Raw genomic sequence first — 20,456 nt, forward strand, 5'->3', positions numbered from 1 at the left:
ATCCTACGAATGAGCGAGTATATGTAAGAAAAACGTTAATACAGAGGGAGGGGAACTACACGCCGCTATTTGACGCCAAATGAGCAATTTGTGAGTTGGAAGAGAACTACAGGGTCTTATTCCCCTTAGGAAGCCGAAATGTGAGCCCATATTGGCAAAATAAAGGACCGTAGTTCCCCAAAGCAACACTAATCACTGATTTCATAGCGAATAGAGGCTCCTAGTTCCCTTCCTACTGCTCTCTCCACCTACTCTTCGGCATCTAGCACAAAAAAGCTGCACCTTTCGGCCATCAAACCGAAGGTGCAGCTTTTCTTCATTTTATGATCAAGACCGGGCAGTTCGCATGTTTGATCACACCGTGGCTTACACTGCCAAGGAGAATTTCCGACATGAGGCCGACACCCCGGCAGCCCATCACGATCAAGTCGTGGCCATCTGTATCTGCCTGCTGGCAGATGGTCGTTGACGGGTCCCCGGTCAACGTCACACTTTTGAAAGCTACCCTATTCTCCATCAATTTCGCCGAAGCAGGTTCAACAATCTTCTGTCCTTCTTCGGCCAGTGTGTCGCTAAGCGGAACACTCATCAGTGGTTCGTTCAAGATGATCTGAGGACTCACATGAATAATCGTTATACGCGCATTCGGATATCCGTGCTTAGAAAGTTTAATCGCATGATCCAATGCCCGATCGGATTGCTGCGAACCGTCGATAGGAACAAGAATGTGGTTGTACATAGGTTTTTCCTCCTTTGATCGTTGCCTGAACCATCCTAAGCATACATACCCAAATCCGCGTTCCTTGAAACCAACCTGTTCACGCCGCGCTTTTTTGCTCTCACGCATACCTCAGGAAACTTAAGGAAAAGATACTAGCACAACATCCTAGAGCTTGGAGAAAATACCATATGTTCGCTCGTTGGCTGAGCTCCAAAAAACATCCGACTCTTCCTAAACCAAACACCATCGTAGAACCGTCGGCTTCCATGCCTTTATTCGCAACCATCCAGGAAAATACGGATTATGTCAGGCAAGCTCTCGGAAACAGCACGGATATTGTGATTAGAGAGTTTACCTATAACTCCATTACAGAGGACGTCGCTATTTTATACACCGATGGCCTTGTGGACGGGAATGTCATTAACGATTTCATTATGCGAGCCATGATGACAGATTCCATGGACATTGATCCTGCTCAAAACCCTTTTGACATCTTGGAACTGCATACGCTGACGATTGGAGAAATTCAGCAAGTCTCCGATATGAAAAAATTGTTTCATCATATCCTCTCGGGCGATTCAGTCATCCTGATGAACGGCTACACGACGGGTCTTGCAGCAAGCACGAAAGGCTGGAAAGACCGTGGTGTAACGGAGACAAATGTTGAAACGGTTGTCCGCGGACCACGCGAATCTTTCTCGGAATCGATTCGAACGAATACAGCACTCATCCGCCGAAAAATCAAAGATCCGAATTTATGGGTGGAAACTTTTCAAGTTGGCAATGTGACCCAAACCGACGTCGTGCTGATGTATCTGCACGGGATCGCCCAGGATTCGCTTATTATGGAAGCCCGCAATCGGCTGACTCAGATTCAAATTGACGGAATCTTCGAAAGCAGCAATATCGAGGAGCTTATCCAGGATGAAGTCATCACGCCTTTTCCAACCGTTTATAACTCGGAACGTCCGGACGTTGTTGCACTTGAATTGATTCAAGGCAAAGTGGCCATTCTCGTCGACGGCACCCCCTTCGTCCTGATCGCTCCCGCCTTATTTGAAACCTTCCTCAAAGCTTCCGAGGATTACTATCATCGCGTGGATATCAGCACGTTGGTCCGGATACTCCGTTATGCCGGGTTTCTTATCGCTTTATTAGCGCCATCCTTCTACGTGGCCATCACGACGTTTCATCAGGAAATGCTGCCGACGCAGCTGCTCATTTCCCTTGCTGCGCAGCGAGAAGGCATTCCCTTCCCGGCTTTCATCGAAGCACTGTTGATGGAAATCACCTTCGAAGTACTGCGGGAGGCCGCACTTCGTATGCCGCGAAGCATCGGCTCGGCGCTATCCTTCGTCGGGACATTGGTCATCGGGCAAGCAGCCGTTGAAGCCGGTATTGTTTCGGCGGCGATGGTTATTGTGGTATCCATTACCGCGATTTCCAGCTTCGTCTTTCCTTCCTATGACTTATCGAACGCCATTCGCATCTTGCGGTTTCCCTTGATGGCTTTAGCGGCTTCGTTCGGATTTTTCGGGATACTGGCCGGACTTCTTGGGTTAATTTTACATTTGAACAGTTTACAATCATTTGGCGTGCCTTATCTAAGCCCTTTTGCTCCTCTGGAATTAAACAAACAAAAGGATGCCTTGTTTCGGATGCCTTTTCAGTCGTTATTTTCCCGAGTTCGTACGATCCATACCAATAACGTTGTGAAGAAAGCAAAAAGAAAACCATTCCGACCTTAAGGAGGCACGAGGTCATTTGATATCCCGGATGCGGCTAACCACCTGCTTACTCCTCATCATTTTCCTATTAAGCGGCTGTTGGAGCCGCAGAGAGCTGAACGATATCGCGATTGCAGAGGGTGTCGGCATAGATATCTCAGATGGCCAGTTTGAGTTAACCGTTCAAATTGTGAACCCGCGGAGTGTGACCAAGGAAAAAGGGAATGCCGAAGTTCCCATTATCGTCTATTCTTCCAAAGGCGTGACCTTGAATGAAGCAGTCAGAAGATTGACATCTTCGATTTCAAGGAATATTTATTTCGCCCATATACGAATTCTTGTCATTTCAGAAGATCTGGCCTCCAAAGGCATCGTCAAAGCGATGGATTATCTAATGCGAGGAAGCGAATTCCGCACGGATTTTGACGTTGTCATTGCCAGAGAAAGCACAGCCAAGGACTTATTAAGCGTCATGACACCGCTAGAGAAAGTTCCGGCCAACTATATCTTCAATTCTCTCGAAGCAGCCAAAAAAGAGTGGACTTCTGCGGTCACCATCAAACTCGATCAATTATCGAGCGGTCTCGTAACTCCAGGAAAAAGTTCCGTTGTCTCCGGCATACAAATTGTAGGTGATCCTACGACGGGCAAGAGAAATAACAATATCGACTACACGTCCCCCCGCGTGAAGCTGCAATATTCGGGCAACGCGGTCTTTAAAAAAGATAAACTCGTTGGATGGTTGAACGAGAAAGAGTCCCGCGCATACTCCGTCATTACGAATCAATCCATGCGCTCTTCCATCCACCTCGTCTGTCCCGATGGCGGGAACATTGGTATCGATATCGCCCGCGTCAAAAGTAAGATACACGCTGTTATCAAAAACGATAAACCTGAAATTTATATCAACACCCGGACGGAAGGGAATGTCTCTGATGTAGAGTGTAAAATTAATCTATTCAAAACAGAAACGATCGCCTATTTGGATGCACAATACGCAGATTTTTTTAAATCCAATATGGAGAAAACCATTAAGAAAACACAGCAGTTAGGGACGGATATTTATGGTTTCGGAGAAGCTGTCCATCGGGCTGATCCGACCTATTGGAACAAAGTCAAGGATAATTGGGAACAGGTCTTTAAGCAGATCGATCCCCATATGAATGTGGTTGCCAAAGTGAGAGGTACAGGTACCTTGGGAGATTCTGTAGTCAATGATGCAAAGGAGTAGCCGTCATGTTAATTGGCCTCAGTATACTTTTGATTTCCATCCTGATAGCGTGGTATGAACTTCCGCGTTTGTGGAAGCAAGGATGTAAGAAGACGGTTTGGTTATACGTTATTCTCATGCTGATCGGCAATGTGCTTGCTACGCTCAAAGGGATGGGAAAAATACTGCCAAATCCAGGCGATGGCATTACGTTTCTTATGGCTCCATTAAGCAAGCTGTTATTGCAGATGGGGTTAATTAAATAAGTTGGGCTCGGCATAGGGAGGCAGAGCATGAACAACGAGAGTACTTTAACCGCTCGGCAGCTCATGATATTTATTTTCTTGATTTCGCTAGGGACAACGATCCTTGTCGTCCCCTCCATTTTGGCTGCACAATCCAAACAGGATGCCTGGATCTCCGGAATTACGGCAGTATGCGCAGGGATGCTCTTCATTTGGATGTATGTCAAGTTAGCTCGGATGTATCCGGATATGACCCTATTTGATATGAATGAGTACGTATTAGGTAAATGGCTGGGCAAAGCGGTAACACTTCTCTACATCTACATCATGTTCATTATAAGCGCGCAGGTGCTTTTCTATATTGGCGCCTTCATGACGACCCAGATCATGCCTACGACACCTATTCAATCCATTCATTTACTCATGATCACTTTTACTGTTATTGGCGCAAAGCTGGGTGTGGTCATCCTAGCGAGAACTGGGGAAATCTTTTTTCCATGGATGGTCTTGCTGTTTTTCTTATTGGTGATCTTTGTAGCTCCCCAGTCCAATATTAAGAATCTGCTTCCAATTGGCGAAGCAGGCATCATGTCCATTGCTCGTCCAGCTATGTTTATGATCGTGTACTCGTTTTTCCCAATTGTTTTTACGCTCTGTTTAACCTCCAAAGAGGTCAGATTCCCTGCAAGGTTCGCCAAATCCTTCTTCTACGGGGGAATAACAAGCGGAGTCATGATGATCATCGTCACATTACTTGGCATTCTGGTGATGGGCGCGGACCAATCATCACGGCATGTTTATGCCACCTATGCGCTAGCCAAAAAAATTAGCGTTGGGAATTTCCTGCAACGGATTGAGGTTACGGTCGCTTTTCTATGGTTTATTTCCATTTATTTTAAGCTGACGCTCTATTTTCACGTAGCGCTCAAAGCTGTTGCCTCCCTTTTTCAACTCCAAGATTATAAATCTCTTGCAACGCCTACAGGTCTCATCGTGATCGTGCTTTCTTTAATGGTATACCCTAATGTAGCTTACATTCACGAATGGGACCAACATACCTGGGTACCTCTGGGCTTATGTTTCGGCTGCCTGCATCCCGGTCTGCTCATCATTATCGGCTACACGCGCAGAAAAAAAGTTAAAAACAGCTAAACAAGGATGTGCTTGCATGGGCAAAGAGTCCATCACACCGCGGCAACTCATGATCATCGTCATCCTTTATTCCATAGGTACAGCTATCCTGGTCATACCAGCGTCGATAGCCGCGGATGCCAAACAGGATGCCTGGATCCCACTTGTGCTTAGCATAGGTCTGGGCGCAATCTTGACCCTCCTTTATACAGCAGTGGCGAAAAAATATGCGGTCTCCTCTCTCTTCGAGATCAACGACCTCGTTTTTGGCAAATGGCTGGGCCGAATGATCACTTTGGGCCTCAGTTTTCTGACGCTTATTTTTGGGGCTCAGGACGTTTTTTACGTTGGCCATTTCATGAGCAATCAAATTATGCCTTCAACGCCGATCCAGGCGATTAATATCCTATTCATGCTGGTAGTCATAATGGGAGCCAAGCTGGGACTGGTTGTTTTTCTGAGAACGGCTGAAATTTTCTTTCCTTGGCTCATCCTGTTGTTTGCCTTATTTATGACCATGAATATTCCGAATATGGACACGAACAATCTCTTGCCGATTGGAGAGGCAACCGCCATTCCGATTACCAGGTGTGTGATCAGAATCCTTTGTTTTACGTATATTCCTTTATTTATTACAATTGGCCCTATTATCAATCAAGTTTCAAATGTACAAAGAGCTGCAAAAGGGTATCTTGTTGGCGTTGTGATAAGCGGACTAGTCTTACTCTTGCTCGTGGTATCCAGTGTGTTGGTGTTAGGACCAGACACAACGGCCATGGAATCATTTCCCAGTTATGCCTTGGCGCAAAGAATCAGCATCGGCAATTTCTTGCAGCGCATCGAAGTTGTCGTAGCCTTTTTATGGCTGGTTTCCATTTTTTTTAAAACATCGATGTACTTTCATGCAACACTTCGAGGTTTAGCGCACGCCTTCCAATTACGCGACTACAAATCGCTTTGTACGCCCATCGGGCTAATTGTTACCGTCCTAGCACTTGTTGTATACCCGAATGGCGCTTATGAACAAAAATGGGATAACCACACTTACATCCCTCTCGCCCTCCTCATAGGCATTGTTTATCCGCTATGTGTTGTACTGATGGGTTGGGTGAGAGGTCAATTGGCCACAAAATAAAAAAAACCTGACGGAGTTTAAATCGGCCCCGTCAGGCATTCATTACTTCAACTCCGCCACAAGATTCGGCGGCACTTCCCCTTGAACACCCTTCACCAAATTCGTTGCGGCAAGCATCGCCATATCAAAACGTGTTTGATGGGTGGCCGATCCGATATGCGGCAAGGTGACGACATTCGGCATTTTCAGTAGCTTGTTCTCCGGATCTACCGGTTCTTGTTCGAATACATCAAGACCTGCTCCGCGAATCTGCCCTTTTTCCAATGCGTCAATGAGTGCTTCTTCATCCACGGTTTGACCGCGGGACGTGTTGATAAAGATGGCGGTTTTCTTCATAAGCGCCAGCTCTTCACGGCCGATTAAACGGGTCGTTTCAGCTGTCAGCGGCGTCATTAACACGACAAAGTCAGACTCTTGCAGCAGTTCCTGCAGCGACCGGTAAACCACACCCAGCTTCTGTTCAGCTTCTTCTTTCCGGCTGCGATTGTAGTACATGACCTCCATATTAAAACCAAACTTCGCCCGTCTGGCTATGGCCTCCCCGATGCGCCCCATGCCAATAATCCCGAGCTTGGCGTGATGAACATCGATGCCGAAAATGTGGTCATCGCTTCCTTTTTTCCACTTGCCGGCTTTCACGTAAGCGTCAAGTTCCGGCATTCGCCTTGCTGCGCCTAAAATAAGGCCGAAAACCGTATCGGCCACCGTTTCATCCAATACGCCCGGTGTATGCGTTCCCATAACACCTCTGGTTTTCATGGCCGCCGTATCTAAATTGTTGTAGCCTACCGACACATTGCTTACAATTTTGAGCTTCGGCGCATGATCCAGCAATTCTTGATCAATGCTTCCGCCGGAGATTAAGAGTCCGTCCATATCGGATAACTCCTCTAATAGCTGTTGACGCGGAATTTCTTCTTCCCTGTCCCATTTTCGATAATCGCAGTGCTCTGCAATATACGCTTCTACTTCACTTGGAACTCGCTTTGCAAGAAAAACTTTCGGTCTCATCTTCAAAACTCCTCTCCATACTATGTAAGAATCGTACCACAAATTGCTAGATTCAGATAAGCTCTTTTTGCTTTTTTAAGATGAGGTATAAAATGAAACTGAATACGGCGCAGATTGCCGCGCATAGTCCAATGAACCCATATCCGGTTTGGAGGCCGCGAATCAAGCCGATTTGGGTGTCCGATCCAACCCCGTTTTTGACCAATTCAATAACGCCGCCAATGAGATAGTTGCCAATGACACTGCCGACGCCCATGAGCGTAACCGTGAATGTAATGGCCGTATCGGTTCCGTTCGGGTACCTTTTGGCAATAAAGGCCATAACGGTCGGATAAATCATCGCGATCCCGATTCCCGCCGCTGCGAATAGGAAGGCAAGTGGTTCCCCGCCTATGATGGCACCAAACGTGCATAGCGCAGAAAATCCAGAGAAAATAATGAGCGACAAAATGAATCCTATTTTATCCGTAATCGGACCCAAAATTAACCTTGCAAGCGTAAAACAGAGAAAAAAGGCAGAAAGCATCCCGGAAGCCTTCACACCTTCCCACTTGTACGCTTTCTCCAAGAAATTGACTAACCACCCGCCTACCGCGAGTTCCGATACAACGCCAAATGAAAGAATCAGAACCATGAACCACAGAACTCGATCACGCATCAGTGTTTTCATAGGAACCCGGTCTTCATGGGCAACTTCATCGGAAGGAAAGGAGCTGCGCAATGCAAAAAGGATGGGAAGTATGGACAACGAAAGCATGGCCACATACATGCCGCGCCAATCGAGCATATGCCCGAATACGCTTACAGACATAAGTCCTGTTGCAATCAACGGGGCAACCGTGGAACTAAGTCCATAGAAGCCGTGCGTGAGATTCATCATGGTTCCCGTATTTTTCACAAAGATTCTCGCCCCCAGAATCGCGAGTGCAATCTCCAGCATCCCGTTGCCGATATACATGAGAAAATAAGACGAGGAAAACATTGGAAAACTATTGGATAAATAGATAAACACACCTGAAAGGATCATCACGCCAAAGGCAGCGATACTAACGATTTTGATTCCCCATAGACGGGTTAAAAAAGCCGTGAAGGAGCAAGCGATGAGATAACCCAGCGCATTGAGAGACAGCAATGTCCCAAGCTGCGATTCATTCAGCATAAAATCGAATTGAATGCGCGGGATCGCGGGTCCCTTAATATTTTCTGAAAAGCCAAACACAATGAAGCCTAGAAAAATCGTAGCCAGTTGCATGGCGTAGACCTTTTTGGACTGTTCCAAACGTTGTTCCACGTTGTCATTCCTCCATGCAGCTTAATTCATTTGTAGTCGCCAATGTAATACGCAAAGATAGGTTCAATCGGTTTAAAGTACAGATAGCCGTCTTCTTCCCAAGGCTGGAAGTGCAAATCCATACGCGAATCCTGCCAGTTCTCGGGAGTTCCTTTCGTTTTCAAACGACCGGGTACAACTGGCTCTTCGATAACCTTTGGAAACTCTTGATAACCAAACAGCAGGTTCTCGTGCATCGCAATGATTTCGTATTTGTCCCCTGTGAACGCTCGCTCTTCCTGAAGCTGATAATGATAATAGATATAACTGCTGATCATTTCAGGTTTCAAATGCGCAACTCGCCCGACACGTTTCTCTACCCGCTCCTTGCGCAGCCAGTGCTCACGATCAGCCGGCTCATTAAAGTGGAACACGTCAATCATTGGAATCCACTTGCGCGGTTCTGATTGACCAGGCCAGTCCTTCAGATAGGGCACGGCTGCGCCGGCAATTTCATCAGGACTTAACCGGACATCTATACACTCATAATAGAGGAATAGACTATTTTTCCACACATAAGCTGCAGCGGTCATCAACTCACCTTGCATGACGCGTTGCTCGGCTTGCTCACTACTTTCTAACGCTTTTACACCTGTTGATACTTGCCCCTCTTCAAATTCCGCTCGATAGATCATTCTTGTAATCATTTAAACTCTGCCTCAACTTTCTATGAGATCATGATCAACAAATCTGATTATACCACTGTTAGCCAAGGCACGGCGCGACAAAAAAAAGATCCACAGCGAGGTGCTGAGGATCTTTTAAAAAAGCCATGACATTCAATTTCCATTGATTGTCATGACCTTATATATACAGGTGCTGCTATGTCATGTACCCTACTCGTTCAAGAAGGTTGTTGCCTTACTCTGGATCAGCTTTGCTACTTCGAGCGCAGTCTTCTGCTCACCAAAGAAAGCTCTAGCCTCATCCCCTATCATGGCAATTACACTGCCGTCTACCATGGGATAATTATCCGCAGTACTTAGGAGCTGTTTGAACTTTTTGAATTCTTCATCCGATACCTTAGGCACTTTCCCGTCCTTCAGCTTGTACGTACCGCTTTTCACCTGCTCCTGAATGCTGTTTAATTTCTTCTCATTCACAGACTTAAGCAGCGAAAAGCCCTCTCTCTCTTGTAGAGACTGCCCCTCTTCCGATAACAGGAAGGTAATTACTTTCCAAGCCTCCTCTTTCACTTGAGACTTGGCTTGAATCGCAAGCTGGGTCGAGGTAACAATCCGGGTTCCACCTGTTTGCTCGGGTTTTTGCAGCAGCTTCGGATTGGCGAAAAACTGATGCAAACCATCTACAAAATCTACGGGTGATCGTAAAACAGTAGAATAGAACATTTGCTTGCCTACATCCGCAGGTTCCGAGGTCATGACTTTGTCACTATACATTTTCTTAATTTGCTGCATCGCTTCAATGAATAAAGGGGAGTCAAATGTTGCCTTTTTCGCTGTATGATCAACAAATTGTGCGTAATGATCGACCATCATTTCTTGCAGTAGAATTTCTGGCGGATCATTAGCTAACGCGTAACGTCGCTCCGTGCCGCTTTGCCCCATTTTCTTCGAGGTCTCCGCAAACTGCTTCCAGGTCCAATTCTTATCGTCTACCTTCATTTTATCAAGAATGTCTCCATCACCGACGAAAGCCCGCAGGAAAAAACCGGAAGGAATCATATACAAACCTCCATTTAACTTTAAGGCATCCAACACATTTGTTTGCAAATCACTTTTATTCACTGTTTGGTCTTGTTGCATGTTGTCATTCATGTTCAGCAGAAGCTTTTTGTCCAAATAATCGCCGATCGGCAGTGAACTGATTTCGAAGATATCAGGCCCTTTTCCTGATAGCAGAGCTGCATTCGTCGTCTTCTGGTATTTCTCATACTCATTCGTAAACTGAATTTGAAGGTCGATGTCAGGGTATTTTTCTTCAAACTTCTTCTCTACTGTCTGGTAATAAGGATTTGCCGCTTGTAAAGACATCGTAACGACGGTTTTCCCCTTTGCCGACCCTGATCCTGTGACCTCCTTGCTTGCCGCTGAGTCATCACGGCTTCCTGAGCTGCACGCGGTCGCTACCGCCATTAAAAAACTCATAATTATGATTGATTGACACTTCTTCATCGTATGAATCCTCCTATCATTCTCTCTCATCTACATGCTTAATTACTCCAGACGTACTCGGTTTCCATCTTGTAAAGGCTCACTGCTCTCCAAGATCACCATGTCTTCCTCATAAAGGCTATCGGATTGAACCATCGTTTCTTTGCTATTTCTTTCGCTGTATTGCAACCTGACTTTACGGACTATGAATTCGTTGCCCAACGCATTTCTCATCTCTTCCAATTTATAAACAAACATACCGTCTCGATCCTGATGAATCGCTTCATTTGATATCATCCAACCCTCTTCACGCGATCGCTTCTCGAGCTTGATTCGAACCTGCTCACCCCCCTTCACTTCAGCATCAACGACCTTCACGCTAAGAACCTTCTGAGGCACTGTTATCGTCTTGCCTGCCTCTCCATCAGAGGAACTTACGGTTCGAGGTTCTGCATCCGCCATTTCATCAATTGTGCCGTTGATGATACGCGTATAGGGTTCCTGACTAGCGTGTACTTCGACCTCTACCTTCTCTCCCGTCGACATCCCTAAGCTGGACAGAAGAGTTGAATCAACGAATAGATCGAAGCGGTAGCCAAGGCTGCTGTTCGTGATAAGGATCTCCGGTCCTCCCGCTGAAACCAGCCCTTCCGTAGCATTTACCTTCGTTATCAGGCCATCGAACGGAGCCGTCATTTCCTTATGGGTTGCCAGCCCATCTCTCAATTCTTTAATTTTGCGCTCCTGCGCAGCCAGATCGAGCTTTCTTGTCTCAAGATCACGCCTTGCCGATCGAATCTTGATGTCGTCCCCGTCCATGGTCGACTGGATGAACTGGTCCTGCACATTCTGAAGTTCGATGTTTTGCTTGTCCAGGTTGGTTATAGCGTCTTCCAGCTCATGTTCGGCCACTTTGCTGTCATAACGGATAAGCGGTTGCCCCTTTTTCACATGATCACCTCCTTTAACGAGAATCTCCTGCACTTTCCACCCGGCCGTATTCGACAGTTTAGCCTCATAGAACGGTTGTAGGCTGCCGCTGCCTTCAATTGAAAATAAAAGACTCCCTTTCACCGGCTTTTCCGTTCTCACTTTCGGTAATGCTAACGACTGCAAGGTATTGCTGAATAGCGAAAAGAACACAAGTAATCCCATAAAAACAAGGAATACGACTCGAATGCTTTTCTTTCGGCCAAATACAGCCGGCTCCTTTTCCAACCCCGTTCCCCCTTTCTTCTCTCGAATAATCTTTTCGCAAGACTAACCCTTGAGACCAGACAATTGAATACCTTCTATGAAGTACGATTCTGCGTACAGAAATAGCAGCACCATCGGAGCCATATAAAGCACGGATGCAGCAAAAGCGATCCCTGGCTCGCCGTTTATCCTGGATAAATACACGGACAAGGGCTGCTTGAACGGATCGTCCAGAAAAACAATCGGCTGCTCCACCATGTTCCAATAGTCAACGAATAGAAGAAGAATTAGGGCTGCCAAACCTGGCATAATCATGGGGACAATGATAGTGTAGAAAATCCGCAAATGACTGGCTCCATCCATCTTGGCCGCTTCCATATAGGCATATGGAATTTCCAGCATGAACTGTCTAAGCATGAACACGCCGAAGGCTGCGAAAATACCTGGTAAAATGATCGCAGTCGGACTATTCAAAAGCCCCAGCTTATCCGCCATCATATAATTGGGCACCAGAGTCACTTGAAACGGCATCAGCATCGTAAAAACATATACGAGAAACAAGGGCTCTCGCCCGCGAAATCGCAGCTTGGAGAAGGCATAAGCAGCAAGCGATGCTACCAAGGTCTGGCCTGCGATAATCGGTATGACCATAAAAGCCGAATTCCAGAACATTTTCAAATATCTAGGACTGCCTACTAACACCTTGTCATACTGTTCCAAGGTCACTTGATCCGGGAGTAATTTGATATTCACGAAACGAGCCGCTTTATTCATCTGCCCAATAGGACTGTAGTTGATGCCGATTTCTTGGGCAGTCATTAATGAATTGGTAAAAGTAATAACAATAGGAAATAACAACACGAAGGCTATGACGCCCATAACAATCGTTAACGCAATTTTTCTCAGGATACTAGCAACAAACACGACTCCTTCCCCCTACTCCATAAACTGCCGATACCGGCGCTCTAGTATAAACATGCCTATGACAATCAGAAGAATACAGCCGGCCATCAAAATCGCCGATGCAGTCAGCTTTTGAATATCCAACGACGTGAACATGTTGTTCATATAATGCTGCAGCATATAAATACTGTCGTGCGGATAATCACTCGCAATCAGGTACGTTTCCCGGAACACTTTAAACGAATTAATAATCGACATGATGACTACAAAAAACATGGTGGATGTTAGATAGACCATCGTAATACTGCCAAACTGCCGTAAGCGCCCAGCGCCTTCGATTTGGGCGGTTTCGTAATAATCCTTCGGAATTTGCTGAAGTCCCGCTAAGAAAAGAATCACGTTATAGCCGATGTTCTTCCATATATACACCACAATGATGACCGTTCGGGCATCATCCGTTTTCATCCAATCCACACGTGCGATCCCGTAGCTGCTCAACCAGGCATTCAAAGAGCCGTTCCAGTCCAATAAAATCTGCCAGACAAGCAGTATGGAAGCGACAGGAACGACAAGCGGCAGCACATATGCCATACGAAGCCAGTTACGAAAATAAATATTTTGGTTTAGCAACAGCGCCAAGCTAAGCGAAAGCACAAGCATGAGCGGAACACTAACAACACTGAAGTAAAACGTATTGAAAGCTGCCTTCCGGAAGGAGTCGCTTGCAAGCAGCGCACGGTAATTATCCAATCCCACAAAACGGCCATCTATCGTACCGTCCATGAAGGAATTGTACAAACCCATAGCAAACGGGATCAGGTAGAATAGCGCAAATCCGATACCGCTCGGCGCAAGAAACATCCATGCTACTGAAGCATCCTTACGTAACCCTTTCATCTACTCCCTCCTCTCTTACATGTAGATTAAGATGAACTTTTTAAAAAAAAGCAGGGTAAAACTTAAAGTTTTTCTAAAGTCTTTTGCAGAAAAAAAACACCGCCTTGGAAGGCGATGTCAACCTTGTGGTATACGGACTTCAAATAGTGTACGAATTAAATTACTTTGAACTGTAATTGTGCCATGATGCTGCTCTACAATATTCTTTACGATGAACAGGCCTAAACCGGAGCCGCCTTCTTCATGCGTTCGGGCCATATCCCCCGTAAAAAACATATCAAAGAGATGCGGTAGCTCCTCCTGCGGAATGCAATCTCCGTAGTTGACCACTTGGATCACGGCCTCTCCACCGTCCGAATGGCCAATAATATCGATAAACAGCCCGTCTGCACCATAGCGAATGGCATTCGTCAGAAGATTTTCAAATACGCGTGCCAGCAAATCTCCGTCACCCCAAACGAGCATATGCGGTGTCATTTTCATTCTGATTAATAAGTTTTTTTTAGTTATGACAGGAAATAATTCCTCAGTTAATTGGATGAGAAGCTCATTGAGATCGATCGTTCTTGTTTCGAGAGGAAGCCTGCCATAGTTCATTCGAGCGATTTCAAAAAGCTCGTCTATCAGCCTTTCCAACCGTTGTGCTTTAGTGTAGGCAATGCGTGTATAGTGATTCGTTTGATCGCCCGTTAGTCCATCCGATTGAAGGATGAAATCCAAATAACCGATCACAGAAGTCAGAGGCGTACGCAAATCATGAGCCAAATTCAGTACCAATTGCTCCTTGCTGGTTTCCGCAAAATCGCCCCTTTCCATCGCTTGTTGCAGCTTCTCGCTTGCCCGATTAATGTTTCTCGCGACATCACCGAATTCATCATTGGAGGACAGGCGAATACGGCTGTTGAAATCACCTTTCGCGAGCTGGTTAATTCCATTGGATATGACATAAAAATAGGTCGCATATCGTTTTGTGAAGAGATAGAAGAAATAAAAGGAGAGAGGAAGGAAGATGAGCAGAAAGAAATTGATATCCCCGATATCTCTTATGAAATAACGTACTTTCGTTAAGGGATTTTCATACCTGGTTGTGTAGTAGTAAGATTGAAGGACTTTAAAAAGGATGTAAGTGATCACCGCTGAAATAGACATACTTAAGCCAAACCATAAAATCATTCTAAATCGAAAACTGCGGAACATGCTAGCCATGGAATGAATACCCCACCCCCCAGACGGTTTTTATCCGTTTGGTTTTATGCACGTCTTCCTCCAGCTTTTTCCGCAGAGAGCGAATATGCACCATGACCGTATTGCTGCCCTCATAGTATGTCTCACGCCACACTTGTTCGAAAATATGTTCCGAGCTAAACACTTTCTTGGGATGTCTGGCCAGCAGGTGTAAGATATCAAACTCTTTCGGAGTTAATTCAATGGGTTGGCCGTATAAAAAAACAGTACGTTCTTCGGGATAGATGAACAATCCACCAGCCTCCAAAACGGGTCTAGCTGTTTGCGTCGACTGATTGAATTGCTTAGATCGCCTCAACTGCGCATTGACTCGCGCTACCAACTCCATCGGGTTGAATGGCTTGGTCACATAATCATCCGCCCCTCTTACCAGTCCTGCAATCTTGTCGAGATCGGACGTTTTGGCGCTTAAAAAAATGATAGGAAAGTGATGCTTCTCTCGTATCTGCCTGGTTACTTCATAACCATCGTGTTTAGGCATCATAATATCCAAAATCGCCAAATCAATGACATGCGCGTCACAGACAGCTATAGCCTCCTGACCGTCAGCTGCTTTCAAGCATCGATAGCCCTCTTTCTCTAAATGAAGTTCGATAAGATCGGCAATCTCCGTCTCATCATCAGCTATCAAAATGGTCATTGACATCCTTTTTTCCCACCTCTATAAACTTTTTCACTAGTCCAATAGCAGCTATAGCCAGCCGCTCACTCAAGGATAAGGAAAAATATTTAAAAAGATATGAGTGTAAAAATTAAAACTTTCTTAAATTATTAATGACAGAGGGGTGGTTGACAAAAACCAATCATGTAACTATTATTGTTACATGTAAGACAAACAAATAAAGCAAAGGAGTGAATATATGTAGCGTATACGATAATTGGTGGCATTGCCATGACCATGAGGAAGCTAGAAGCTCATTTATCTGCTATAATGGGATAAACGTGTCCTATGGAAAGAAGCCTCATCCTTTCATCAAGACACTTCCTTCGTGAGGTGATAGTCATGGTTAACACACGTCTTTCCGTTGCCATTCATATAATGGCTCTAGTTCATACGAACCCTAAGGCTTCTTCGGATATGATTGCAGGAAGCGTCTCAACGAATCCCGTTGTTATTCGCAGAATTACCAGCATGTTGAAAAAATCCGGCTTACTATCTTCAAGAGTAGGCGTTGCGGGGTTTGCCTTGACCAAAAGTCCAAGCGAAATCACCTTGTATGATATCTATAAATCCGTCCAATTGGAGTCTGAGATTTTCAATATCCATGATAATCCGAATCCGAATTGTACGGTCGGCAGGGAGATCCAACAAACCTTGGATGTGACTTTTGAAAGTGTAAAAGCAGCGATGGAAAATGAGCTTAGAAATAAAACACTACAAGATGTTATTTATCATATCTTCAAGTAGTACGAGCTTTTTTTCGACTATGTTGTAACAATAATTATTACAAATATTTTAAACATTTTAGGAGGAAAAACAATGAAAATCGCCATCATCGGAGCAACAGGAAAAGCGGGTAAAGTCATTATGCAAGAAGCCCTTTCAAGAGGGCATGAAGTAGCGGCCTTTGTTAGAAGTGTGTCCAAAGTACAAGAAAGCGATGTACACGCTGTAGAAAAGAATATTTTTGATCTCACAGCCGACGATTTAAAGCCTTATGATGTTGTTGTAAATGCCTTCAACGCCGCGCCGGGACTTGAACATCAGCATGTGGAGGCTGGTAAAGTGTTGATTCAAGCCTTACAAGCTAACACGCATACCAAATTAGTCGTGGTGGGCGGAGCAGGCAGTTTATTCGTTGACCAGGACAAAACAACACGACTTTTCGATACGGAAAATTTCCCGGCTTTATACCTGAGTACCGCCAAAAATATGGGAGAAAACCTTAACGAACTGCTAAGCACCACTAACATCGTATGGACCTATATCAGCCCTTCCGCCTTTTTTGATTCAGAGGGCATTCGGACTGGAGAATATACAGCAGGAAAAGATCATTTGCTTGTCAATTCGCAAGGACAAAGCTATATCAGTTACGCTGATTACGCAATTGCGCTACTCGATGAAATCGAAAATCCTAAGCATGTCAACCAAAGATTTACGGTTGGATCGAAATAAGCATTTCTATAAAAAGGGATTAGGCTGCCGATCGTATGTTATCGGCAGCCTCTTTTTGGTCAAGCTAAAGCGGTGGGTCTAACCATAATTTCACTGATCAGCGTGTCATCTGGTTCGTTAATGGCGAATGCAATGGCTCTGGCAATACTATCAGGAGAAATCCCCAACCCACTTATTTGACCGGCTATCGCCTGCACTTCAGGACTCGTAATGCTATCAAACAGTTCGGTTTTCGTCAGACCCGGAGCAATTACGGTCGATCGGATATTCGAAGCCGCTGATTCTTCAAGCCGCAGTCCTTCCGAGATGGCTCTTACCGCGAACTTGGTAGCTGCGTATACAGCCGATGTTGGTGACACCTGATAACCCGACGTAGAAGACAGATTGATGATATGTCCAGACCGCTGCTCCCTCATGGCAGGCAGTACCGCGGCGATACCATATAAAACGCCTTTGATATTCACATCGATCATTTGATCCCACTCGGTTACTCTTAATTCATTCATCCTGGAACTCGGCATGACGCCTGCATTGTTCACCAGCACATCGATTCGGCCATATACACGCAAAGCAAAATTGGCCAATTGCTGCATATCTTCAGCAGAAGCGACGTCGGCTTTTACAGAAACAGCCTCGCCGCCAGCCTGTTTGATTTCGTCCACAATCGTGTGCAAGCGTTCCTCTCGTCTGGCGGCCAATACCACCTTTGCGCCATGTTGCGCCAACATTTTCGCTGTAGCTTCACCTATTCCACTGGATGCTCCTGTAATAATGACCACTTTACCTTGTACATTTTCCATCGTTAAACACTCCTTCAATGTTGAATAATATATTTAACACGTGTTGAATATTTAACGGCCGTTGATTAATATTATAGACAGAAGCTTGGATTACTCAATGGTTAATTGATACGGATTTGTTAGATATCCAACATCACCCTTACAATTGTTGATTATCTGAAAGGAGGTAACACTAAATTGGAGAACGTAGTTAAAACCGACCGCCGCATTCTCAGAACGAAGCAAGCCATCACCAAGTCGTTTTTGGAACTTTTTTCGGAAAAAGATTTTGAACAGATCACCATCAACGAAATCGCCGAGCGCGCCAATGTGAACCGCGGCACCATTTATCTGCACTACAGTGACAAATTCGACCTTTTGGACAAATGCATCGAAGATCATATCAATGAATTAATTTCGCTCTGCACAAAGCGGGAGAATCCTTCGGTTTCGCAGGGCATGGTGCAGGAGCCCAAACCGATTTTTGATTATTTTCACGATAACTTCCCCTTCTTCTCCGCCATGTTTTCCAATCAAAGGGTTTTTCTATTCCGGGAACAACTGCTGAATTTTATTTCTGTCAATCTGATGGTTAAAATGAAAAAGCCGGATAATCAGCCCGACATCGATCTTGAGCTGAAAGCGCAATTCATGGCCTCTGCTTTCATTGGCATTGTAGAGTGGTGGATACGCCATCAAATGCCGCATTCCACTCAGTTTATGGCCGACCAAGTCAAGAGTTTATTTGAAAATAATCAAGTCTACCTGGCTAATAAATAAAAAAGGTGCCCCTCACGCCAACATCTTGGCTTTAGGACACCATCATGATTTAAACTTTAAACTGTCTAATTATGACATGTAATTCTTCAGCAATCGTAGATAAATTTGCAGCTGAGGACGAAATATCCTCCATGGAGGCTAATTGTTCCTCGGCTGATGCGGATGCCTCTTGCGTTCCTGCAGCAATATTTCCCGAAGCTTCGGAAATGAACTGCATGGCGTGAACCAATTGTTCCGTGCCCGAGGCTGCATGAAGAACCGCAGAAGAAACTTCTTGGATCTGAGTTGACACTTCATGGATAGCAGTCTCAATATGCTCGAACGACTCTCCTGCCATATTAACCACTTCGATGCCTACAGCTACTTCCTTCGTTGTAAATTCCACGGATTGAACAGCCTTAGCTGCCTCCTCCTGAATCATACCGATTAATTGAGAAATTCGCTCAGCGGAATTGGCCGATTGTTCCGCTAACTTACGAACCTCATTCGCGACAATCGAAAATCCGCGTCCTTGCTCTCCTGCTCTAGCTGCTTCAATCGCTGCATTCAAGGCCAGTAGATTCGTCTGCATGGAGATACCGGCCATAACTTCAATAATTTGCCCGATTTCATGGGAACGTTCGCCTAGACCTTTGATATTTTTCGATAAACCATTAACGGTCTGATGAATGGCACTCATCTGTTTACCAACCGTCTCTATGGCACCCCCTCCTTGTGCTGCCTTCTCAGCCGCTTCCATAGCCGCATCTGTGACAGAGTGCGCATTTCTCGCAATTTGCTGCACACGATCGGATATTTCACTCACCGTTTCTAAAGTTTCCTCCGCACTTTGAACTTCTTTTTCCGTACTCGACGCAATATCTTGCATCGTGATGGAGATCATCTCTGTGGCATGACTCGTTTGTTCAGCACTTGTTGTTAAATCTTCCGCTGCTGCAGCCACTTGCTCAGAATTTATTCTCACTTGCACAATAATGTCACGCAAGCTTTCCGCCATATCATTCGAAGCGTGGACTAATTGGCCGATTTCGTCCTTCACATTCGTTATCATTATATCCTCCGTTAAATTGCCTGCAGAAATGGATTTCATTCTGGAAACAACTTTAATAATCGGGGATACAATTTGATTGGCAATGAAAAGAGCCAGTATTACTCCTATGATTATGGCGATGATAGAAAGTGTTCCAATATTCAACTCCAAACGGTCTCCGCTAGATAACAACACACTTCCCAGTTCATGAATTTCCGATTCTCTGGTCAGCGCTAATTTGTTAAAGCCTTCGTCAATTTCACGTCCTTTAGAAGTAACTTCATCTTTTAAAATTTGGATCGCCAATTCCTTATTGCCGCTGTCGTAAGCAGGAAATAACTTTTGTTCAATTACCTGTCTCCACTGAACACTTTTTGCTACTAGATCTTTCGCTTCTTGCGAAGTCGTTATGGCTAAAAGTTGCTCCTGGAACGCCTTGCTCTCTTCCGTAGTTTCCAAGAACCTTTTTTTATAATCCGGGTCCCCAAATATGATATAACCCCTTACCAAGGCTATACGTTTTTGTATATTTCCGCTTAGCTTTTCATCAATAATCAACTTCGTGACATCACTCGTTACGATTTGTTTGACACTCCCATTGAAAACGTTTACTTGCGTGTAAATAAAAACAGACATTACAACGAACAACACCAAAACAGCCGAGAAACCAAGTAAAATTTTAAGACGTAAACTCTTCAATTGCTTCATTGTCAGCTCTCCATCACTATTTTGTATTATATATACGACAGATTATATGATACATCTTTTACCACTAAAGATAAACTACTTTTTCAATCTGCTGTAATCCATTCTTTCATAAAAAACGATCGCTCCTGGTTCTTGGAAACCAGAGAGCGATCGTTGCAAAATACTTATTTTTTATTT

Annotated in this window: 20 protein-coding genes; 8 read left to right on the forward strand and 12 right to left on the reverse strand. The window is 45.0% G+C overall.

Annotation, left to right across the window (positions count from 1 at the left end):
• Positions 1–316: 316 nt before the first annotated feature.
• On the reverse strand, positions 317–739 hold the full coding sequence (locus GON05_RS34310; RefSeq protein WP_157326012.1) for a universal stress protein: 423 nt from the start codon (positions 737–739) through the stop codon (positions 317–319).
• A 170-nt stretch (positions 740–909) separates the two neighbouring features.
• Here GON05_RS34310 and GON05_RS34315 point away from each other — a divergent pair, with 170 nt between their 5' ends.
• From GON05_RS34315 to GON05_RS34335, 5 genes are read left to right on the forward strand one after another with little or no spacing between them, the layout of a single operon-like run.
• Positions 910–2,469, forward strand: a complete 1,560-nt coding sequence (locus GON05_RS34315) for a spore germination protein (protein WP_157326014.1) — start codon at positions 910–912, stop codon at positions 2,467–2,469.
• Between the two features lie 16 nt (positions 2,470–2,485).
• Entirely contained in the window at positions 2,486–3,679 is a 1,194-nt protein-coding gene (locus tag GON05_RS34320; RefSeq protein WP_157326015.1) for a Ger(x)C family spore germination protein, read from the forward strand.
• A gap of 5 nt (positions 3,680–3,684) precedes the next feature.
• The gene (locus GON05_RS34325; RefSeq protein ID WP_157326017.1) at positions 3,685–3,924 is read left to right on the forward strand and encodes a hypothetical protein; all 240 of its coding nucleotides are present in this window, start codon (positions 3,685–3,687) and stop codon (positions 3,922–3,924) included.
• Positions 3,925–3,951: 27 nt separating this feature from the next.
• Complete coding sequence (locus tag GON05_RS34330; RefSeq protein WP_157326019.1) at positions 3,952–5,055, forward strand: GerAB/ArcD/ProY family transporter; 1,104 nt, start codon at positions 3,952–3,954, stop codon at positions 5,053–5,055.
• Between the two features lie 16 nt (positions 5,056–5,071).
• Entirely contained in the window at positions 5,072–6,169 is a 1,098-nt protein-coding gene (locus tag GON05_RS34335) for a GerAB/ArcD/ProY family transporter (RefSeq protein WP_157326021.1), read from the forward strand.
• 42 nt (positions 6,170–6,211) lie between these two features.
• Here the strand turns inward: GON05_RS34335 and GON05_RS34340 are convergent, their stop codons facing one another.
• The 9 genes from GON05_RS34340 to GON05_RS34380 form a co-directional block, all read right to left on the reverse strand.
• Positions 6,212–7,180: a 2-hydroxyacid dehydrogenase gene (locus GON05_RS34340; RefSeq protein WP_157326023.1), complete on the reverse strand. Its 969-nt coding sequence runs from the start codon at positions 7,178–7,180 to the stop codon at positions 6,212–6,214.
• Positions 7,181–7,232: 52 nt separating this feature from the next.
• On the reverse strand, positions 7,233–8,432 hold the full coding sequence (locus GON05_RS34345) for an MFS transporter (RefSeq protein WP_157326127.1): 1,200 nt from the start codon (positions 8,430–8,432) through the stop codon (positions 7,233–7,235).
• Between the two features lie 65 nt (positions 8,433–8,497).
• Positions 8,498–9,157 (reverse strand): hypothetical protein, encoded by a 660-nt coding sequence (locus GON05_RS34350; RefSeq protein WP_157326025.1) that lies wholly within the window; start codon positions 9,155–9,157, stop codon positions 8,498–8,500.
• A 189-nt stretch (positions 9,158–9,346) separates the two neighbouring features.
• Positions 9,347–10,645: an ABC transporter substrate-binding protein gene (locus GON05_RS34355; protein ID WP_157326027.1), complete on the reverse strand. Its 1,299-nt coding sequence runs from the start codon at positions 10,643–10,645 to the stop codon at positions 9,347–9,349.
• Positions 10,646–10,687: 42 nt separating this feature from the next.
• Positions 10,688–11,842 carry an efflux RND transporter periplasmic adaptor subunit gene (locus GON05_RS34360; protein ID WP_246239702.1) on the reverse strand — a complete coding sequence of 385 codons (1,155 nt, stop codon included), beginning with the start codon at positions 11,840–11,842 and terminating at the stop codon, positions 10,688–10,690.
• A gap of 42 nt (positions 11,843–11,884) precedes the next feature.
• Positions 11,885–12,745, reverse strand: a complete 861-nt coding sequence (locus GON05_RS34365) for a carbohydrate ABC transporter permease (RefSeq protein ID WP_181646054.1) — start codon at positions 12,743–12,745, stop codon at positions 11,885–11,887.
• A 12-nt stretch (positions 12,746–12,757) separates the two neighbouring features.
• A complete protein-coding gene (locus tag GON05_RS34370) occupies positions 12,758–13,621 on the reverse strand; it encodes a carbohydrate ABC transporter permease (protein ID WP_157326028.1) in 864 nt (287 codons plus the stop codon).
• A gap of 117 nt (positions 13,622–13,738) precedes the next feature.
• The gene (locus GON05_RS34375; RefSeq protein ID WP_157326031.1) at positions 13,739–14,827 is read right to left on the reverse strand and encodes a HAMP domain-containing sensor histidine kinase; all 1,089 of its coding nucleotides are present in this window, start codon (positions 14,825–14,827) and stop codon (positions 13,739–13,741) included.
• Positions 14,820–15,512, reverse strand: a complete 693-nt coding sequence (locus GON05_RS34380; RefSeq protein WP_157326032.1) for a response regulator transcription factor — start codon at positions 15,510–15,512, stop codon at positions 14,820–14,822. Before GON05_RS34380 ends, GON05_RS34375 begins: the two co-directional genes overlap by 8 nt.
• Before the next feature lie 357 nt (positions 15,513–15,869).
• On the opposite strand from GON05_RS34380, the gene GON05_RS34385 reads away from it, so the two are divergent.
• On the forward strand, positions 15,870–16,274 hold the full coding sequence (locus GON05_RS34385) for an Rrf2 family transcriptional regulator (RefSeq protein ID WP_127450345.1): 405 nt from the start codon (positions 15,870–15,872) through the stop codon (positions 16,272–16,274).
• A gap of 72 nt (positions 16,275–16,346) precedes the next feature.
• Entirely contained in the window at positions 16,347–16,982 is a 636-nt protein-coding gene (locus GON05_RS34390; RefSeq protein WP_157326033.1) for an NAD(P)-dependent oxidoreductase, read from the forward strand.
• Between the two features lie 59 nt (positions 16,983–17,041).
• On the opposite strand, the gene GON05_RS34395 is transcribed toward GON05_RS34390, so the two are convergent.
• Positions 17,042–17,782: an SDR family oxidoreductase gene (locus GON05_RS34395; protein ID WP_157326034.1), complete on the reverse strand. Its 741-nt coding sequence runs from the start codon at positions 17,780–17,782 to the stop codon at positions 17,042–17,044.
• A 177-nt stretch (positions 17,783–17,959) separates the two neighbouring features.
• On the opposite strand from GON05_RS34395, the gene GON05_RS34400 reads away from it, so the two are divergent.
• On the forward strand, positions 17,960–18,541 hold the full coding sequence (locus tag GON05_RS34400) for a TetR/AcrR family transcriptional regulator (RefSeq protein WP_157326035.1): 582 nt from the start codon (positions 17,960–17,962) through the stop codon (positions 18,539–18,541).
• Positions 18,542–18,590: 49 nt separating this feature from the next.
• On the opposite strand, the gene GON05_RS34405 is transcribed toward GON05_RS34400, so the two are convergent.
• On the reverse strand, positions 18,591–20,279 hold the full coding sequence (locus tag GON05_RS34405; protein ID WP_157326036.1) for a methyl-accepting chemotaxis protein: 1,689 nt from the start codon (positions 20,277–20,279) through the stop codon (positions 18,591–18,593).
• Between the last annotated feature and the right edge of the window lie 177 nt (positions 20,280–20,456).

The organism is Paenibacillus anseongensis, assembly GCF_009757995.1.
Taxonomy (GTDB): Bacteria; Bacillota; Bacilli; order Paenibacillales; family NBRC-103111; genus Paenibacillus_E; species Paenibacillus_E chondroitinus.

Bases quoted from the DNA above. Each gene is read 5' to 3' on its own strand.
- GON05_RS34310 (WP_157326012.1), bottom strand. From the start codon at position 739: ATGTACAACCACATTCTTGTTCCTATCGACGGTTCGCAGCAATCCGAT.
- GON05_RS34315 (WP_157326014.1), top strand. From the start codon at position 910: ATGTTCGCTCGTTGGCTGAGCTCCAAAAAACATCCGACTCTTCCTAAA.
- GON05_RS34325 (WP_157326017.1), top strand. From the start codon at position 3,685: ATGTTAATTGGCCTCAGTATACTTTTGATTTCCATCCTGATAGCGTGG.
- GON05_RS34330 (WP_157326019.1), top strand. From the start codon at position 3,952: ATGAACAACGAGAGTACTTTAACCGCTCGGCAGCTCATGATATTTATT.
- GON05_RS34335 (WP_157326021.1), top strand. From the start codon at position 5,072: ATGGGCAAAGAGTCCATCACACCGCGGCAACTCATGATCATCGTCATC.
- GON05_RS34340 (WP_157326023.1), bottom strand. From the start codon at position 7,180: ATGAGACCGAAAGTTTTTCTTGCAAAGCGAGTTCCAAGTGAAGTAGAA.
- GON05_RS34345 (WP_157326127.1), bottom strand. From the start codon at position 8,432: ATGCAACTGGCTACGATTTTTCTAGGCTTCATTGTGTTTGGCTTTTCA.
- GON05_RS34350 (WP_157326025.1), bottom strand. From the start codon at position 9,157: ATGATTACAAGAATGATCTATCGAGCGGAATTTGAAGAGGGGCAAGTA.
- GON05_RS34355 (WP_157326027.1), bottom strand. From the start codon at position 10,645: ATGAAGAAGTGTCAATCAATCATAATTATGAGTTTTTTAATGGCGGTA.
- GON05_RS34370 (WP_157326028.1), bottom strand. From the start codon at position 13,621: ATGAAAGGGTTACGTAAGGATGCTTCAGTAGCATGGATGTTTCTTGCG.
- GON05_RS34375 (WP_157326031.1), bottom strand. From the start codon at position 14,827: ATGGCTAGCATGTTCCGCAGTTTTCGATTTAGAATGATTTTATGGTTT.
- GON05_RS34380 (WP_157326032.1), bottom strand. From the start codon at position 15,512: ATGTCAATGACCATTTTGATAGCTGATGATGAGACGGAGATTGCCGAT.
- GON05_RS34385 (WP_127450345.1), top strand. From the start codon at position 15,870: ATGGTTAACACACGTCTTTCCGTTGCCATTCATATAATGGCTCTAGTT.
- GON05_RS34390 (WP_157326033.1), top strand. From the start codon at position 16,347: ATGAAAATCGCCATCATCGGAGCAACAGGAAAAGCGGGTAAAGTCATT.
- GON05_RS34395 (WP_157326034.1), bottom strand. From the start codon at position 17,782: ATGGAAAATGTACAAGGTAAAGTGGTCATTATTACAGGAGCATCCAGT.
- GON05_RS34405 (WP_157326036.1), bottom strand. From the start codon at position 20,279: ATGAAGCAATTGAAGAGTTTACGTCTTAAAATTTTACTTGGTTTCTCG.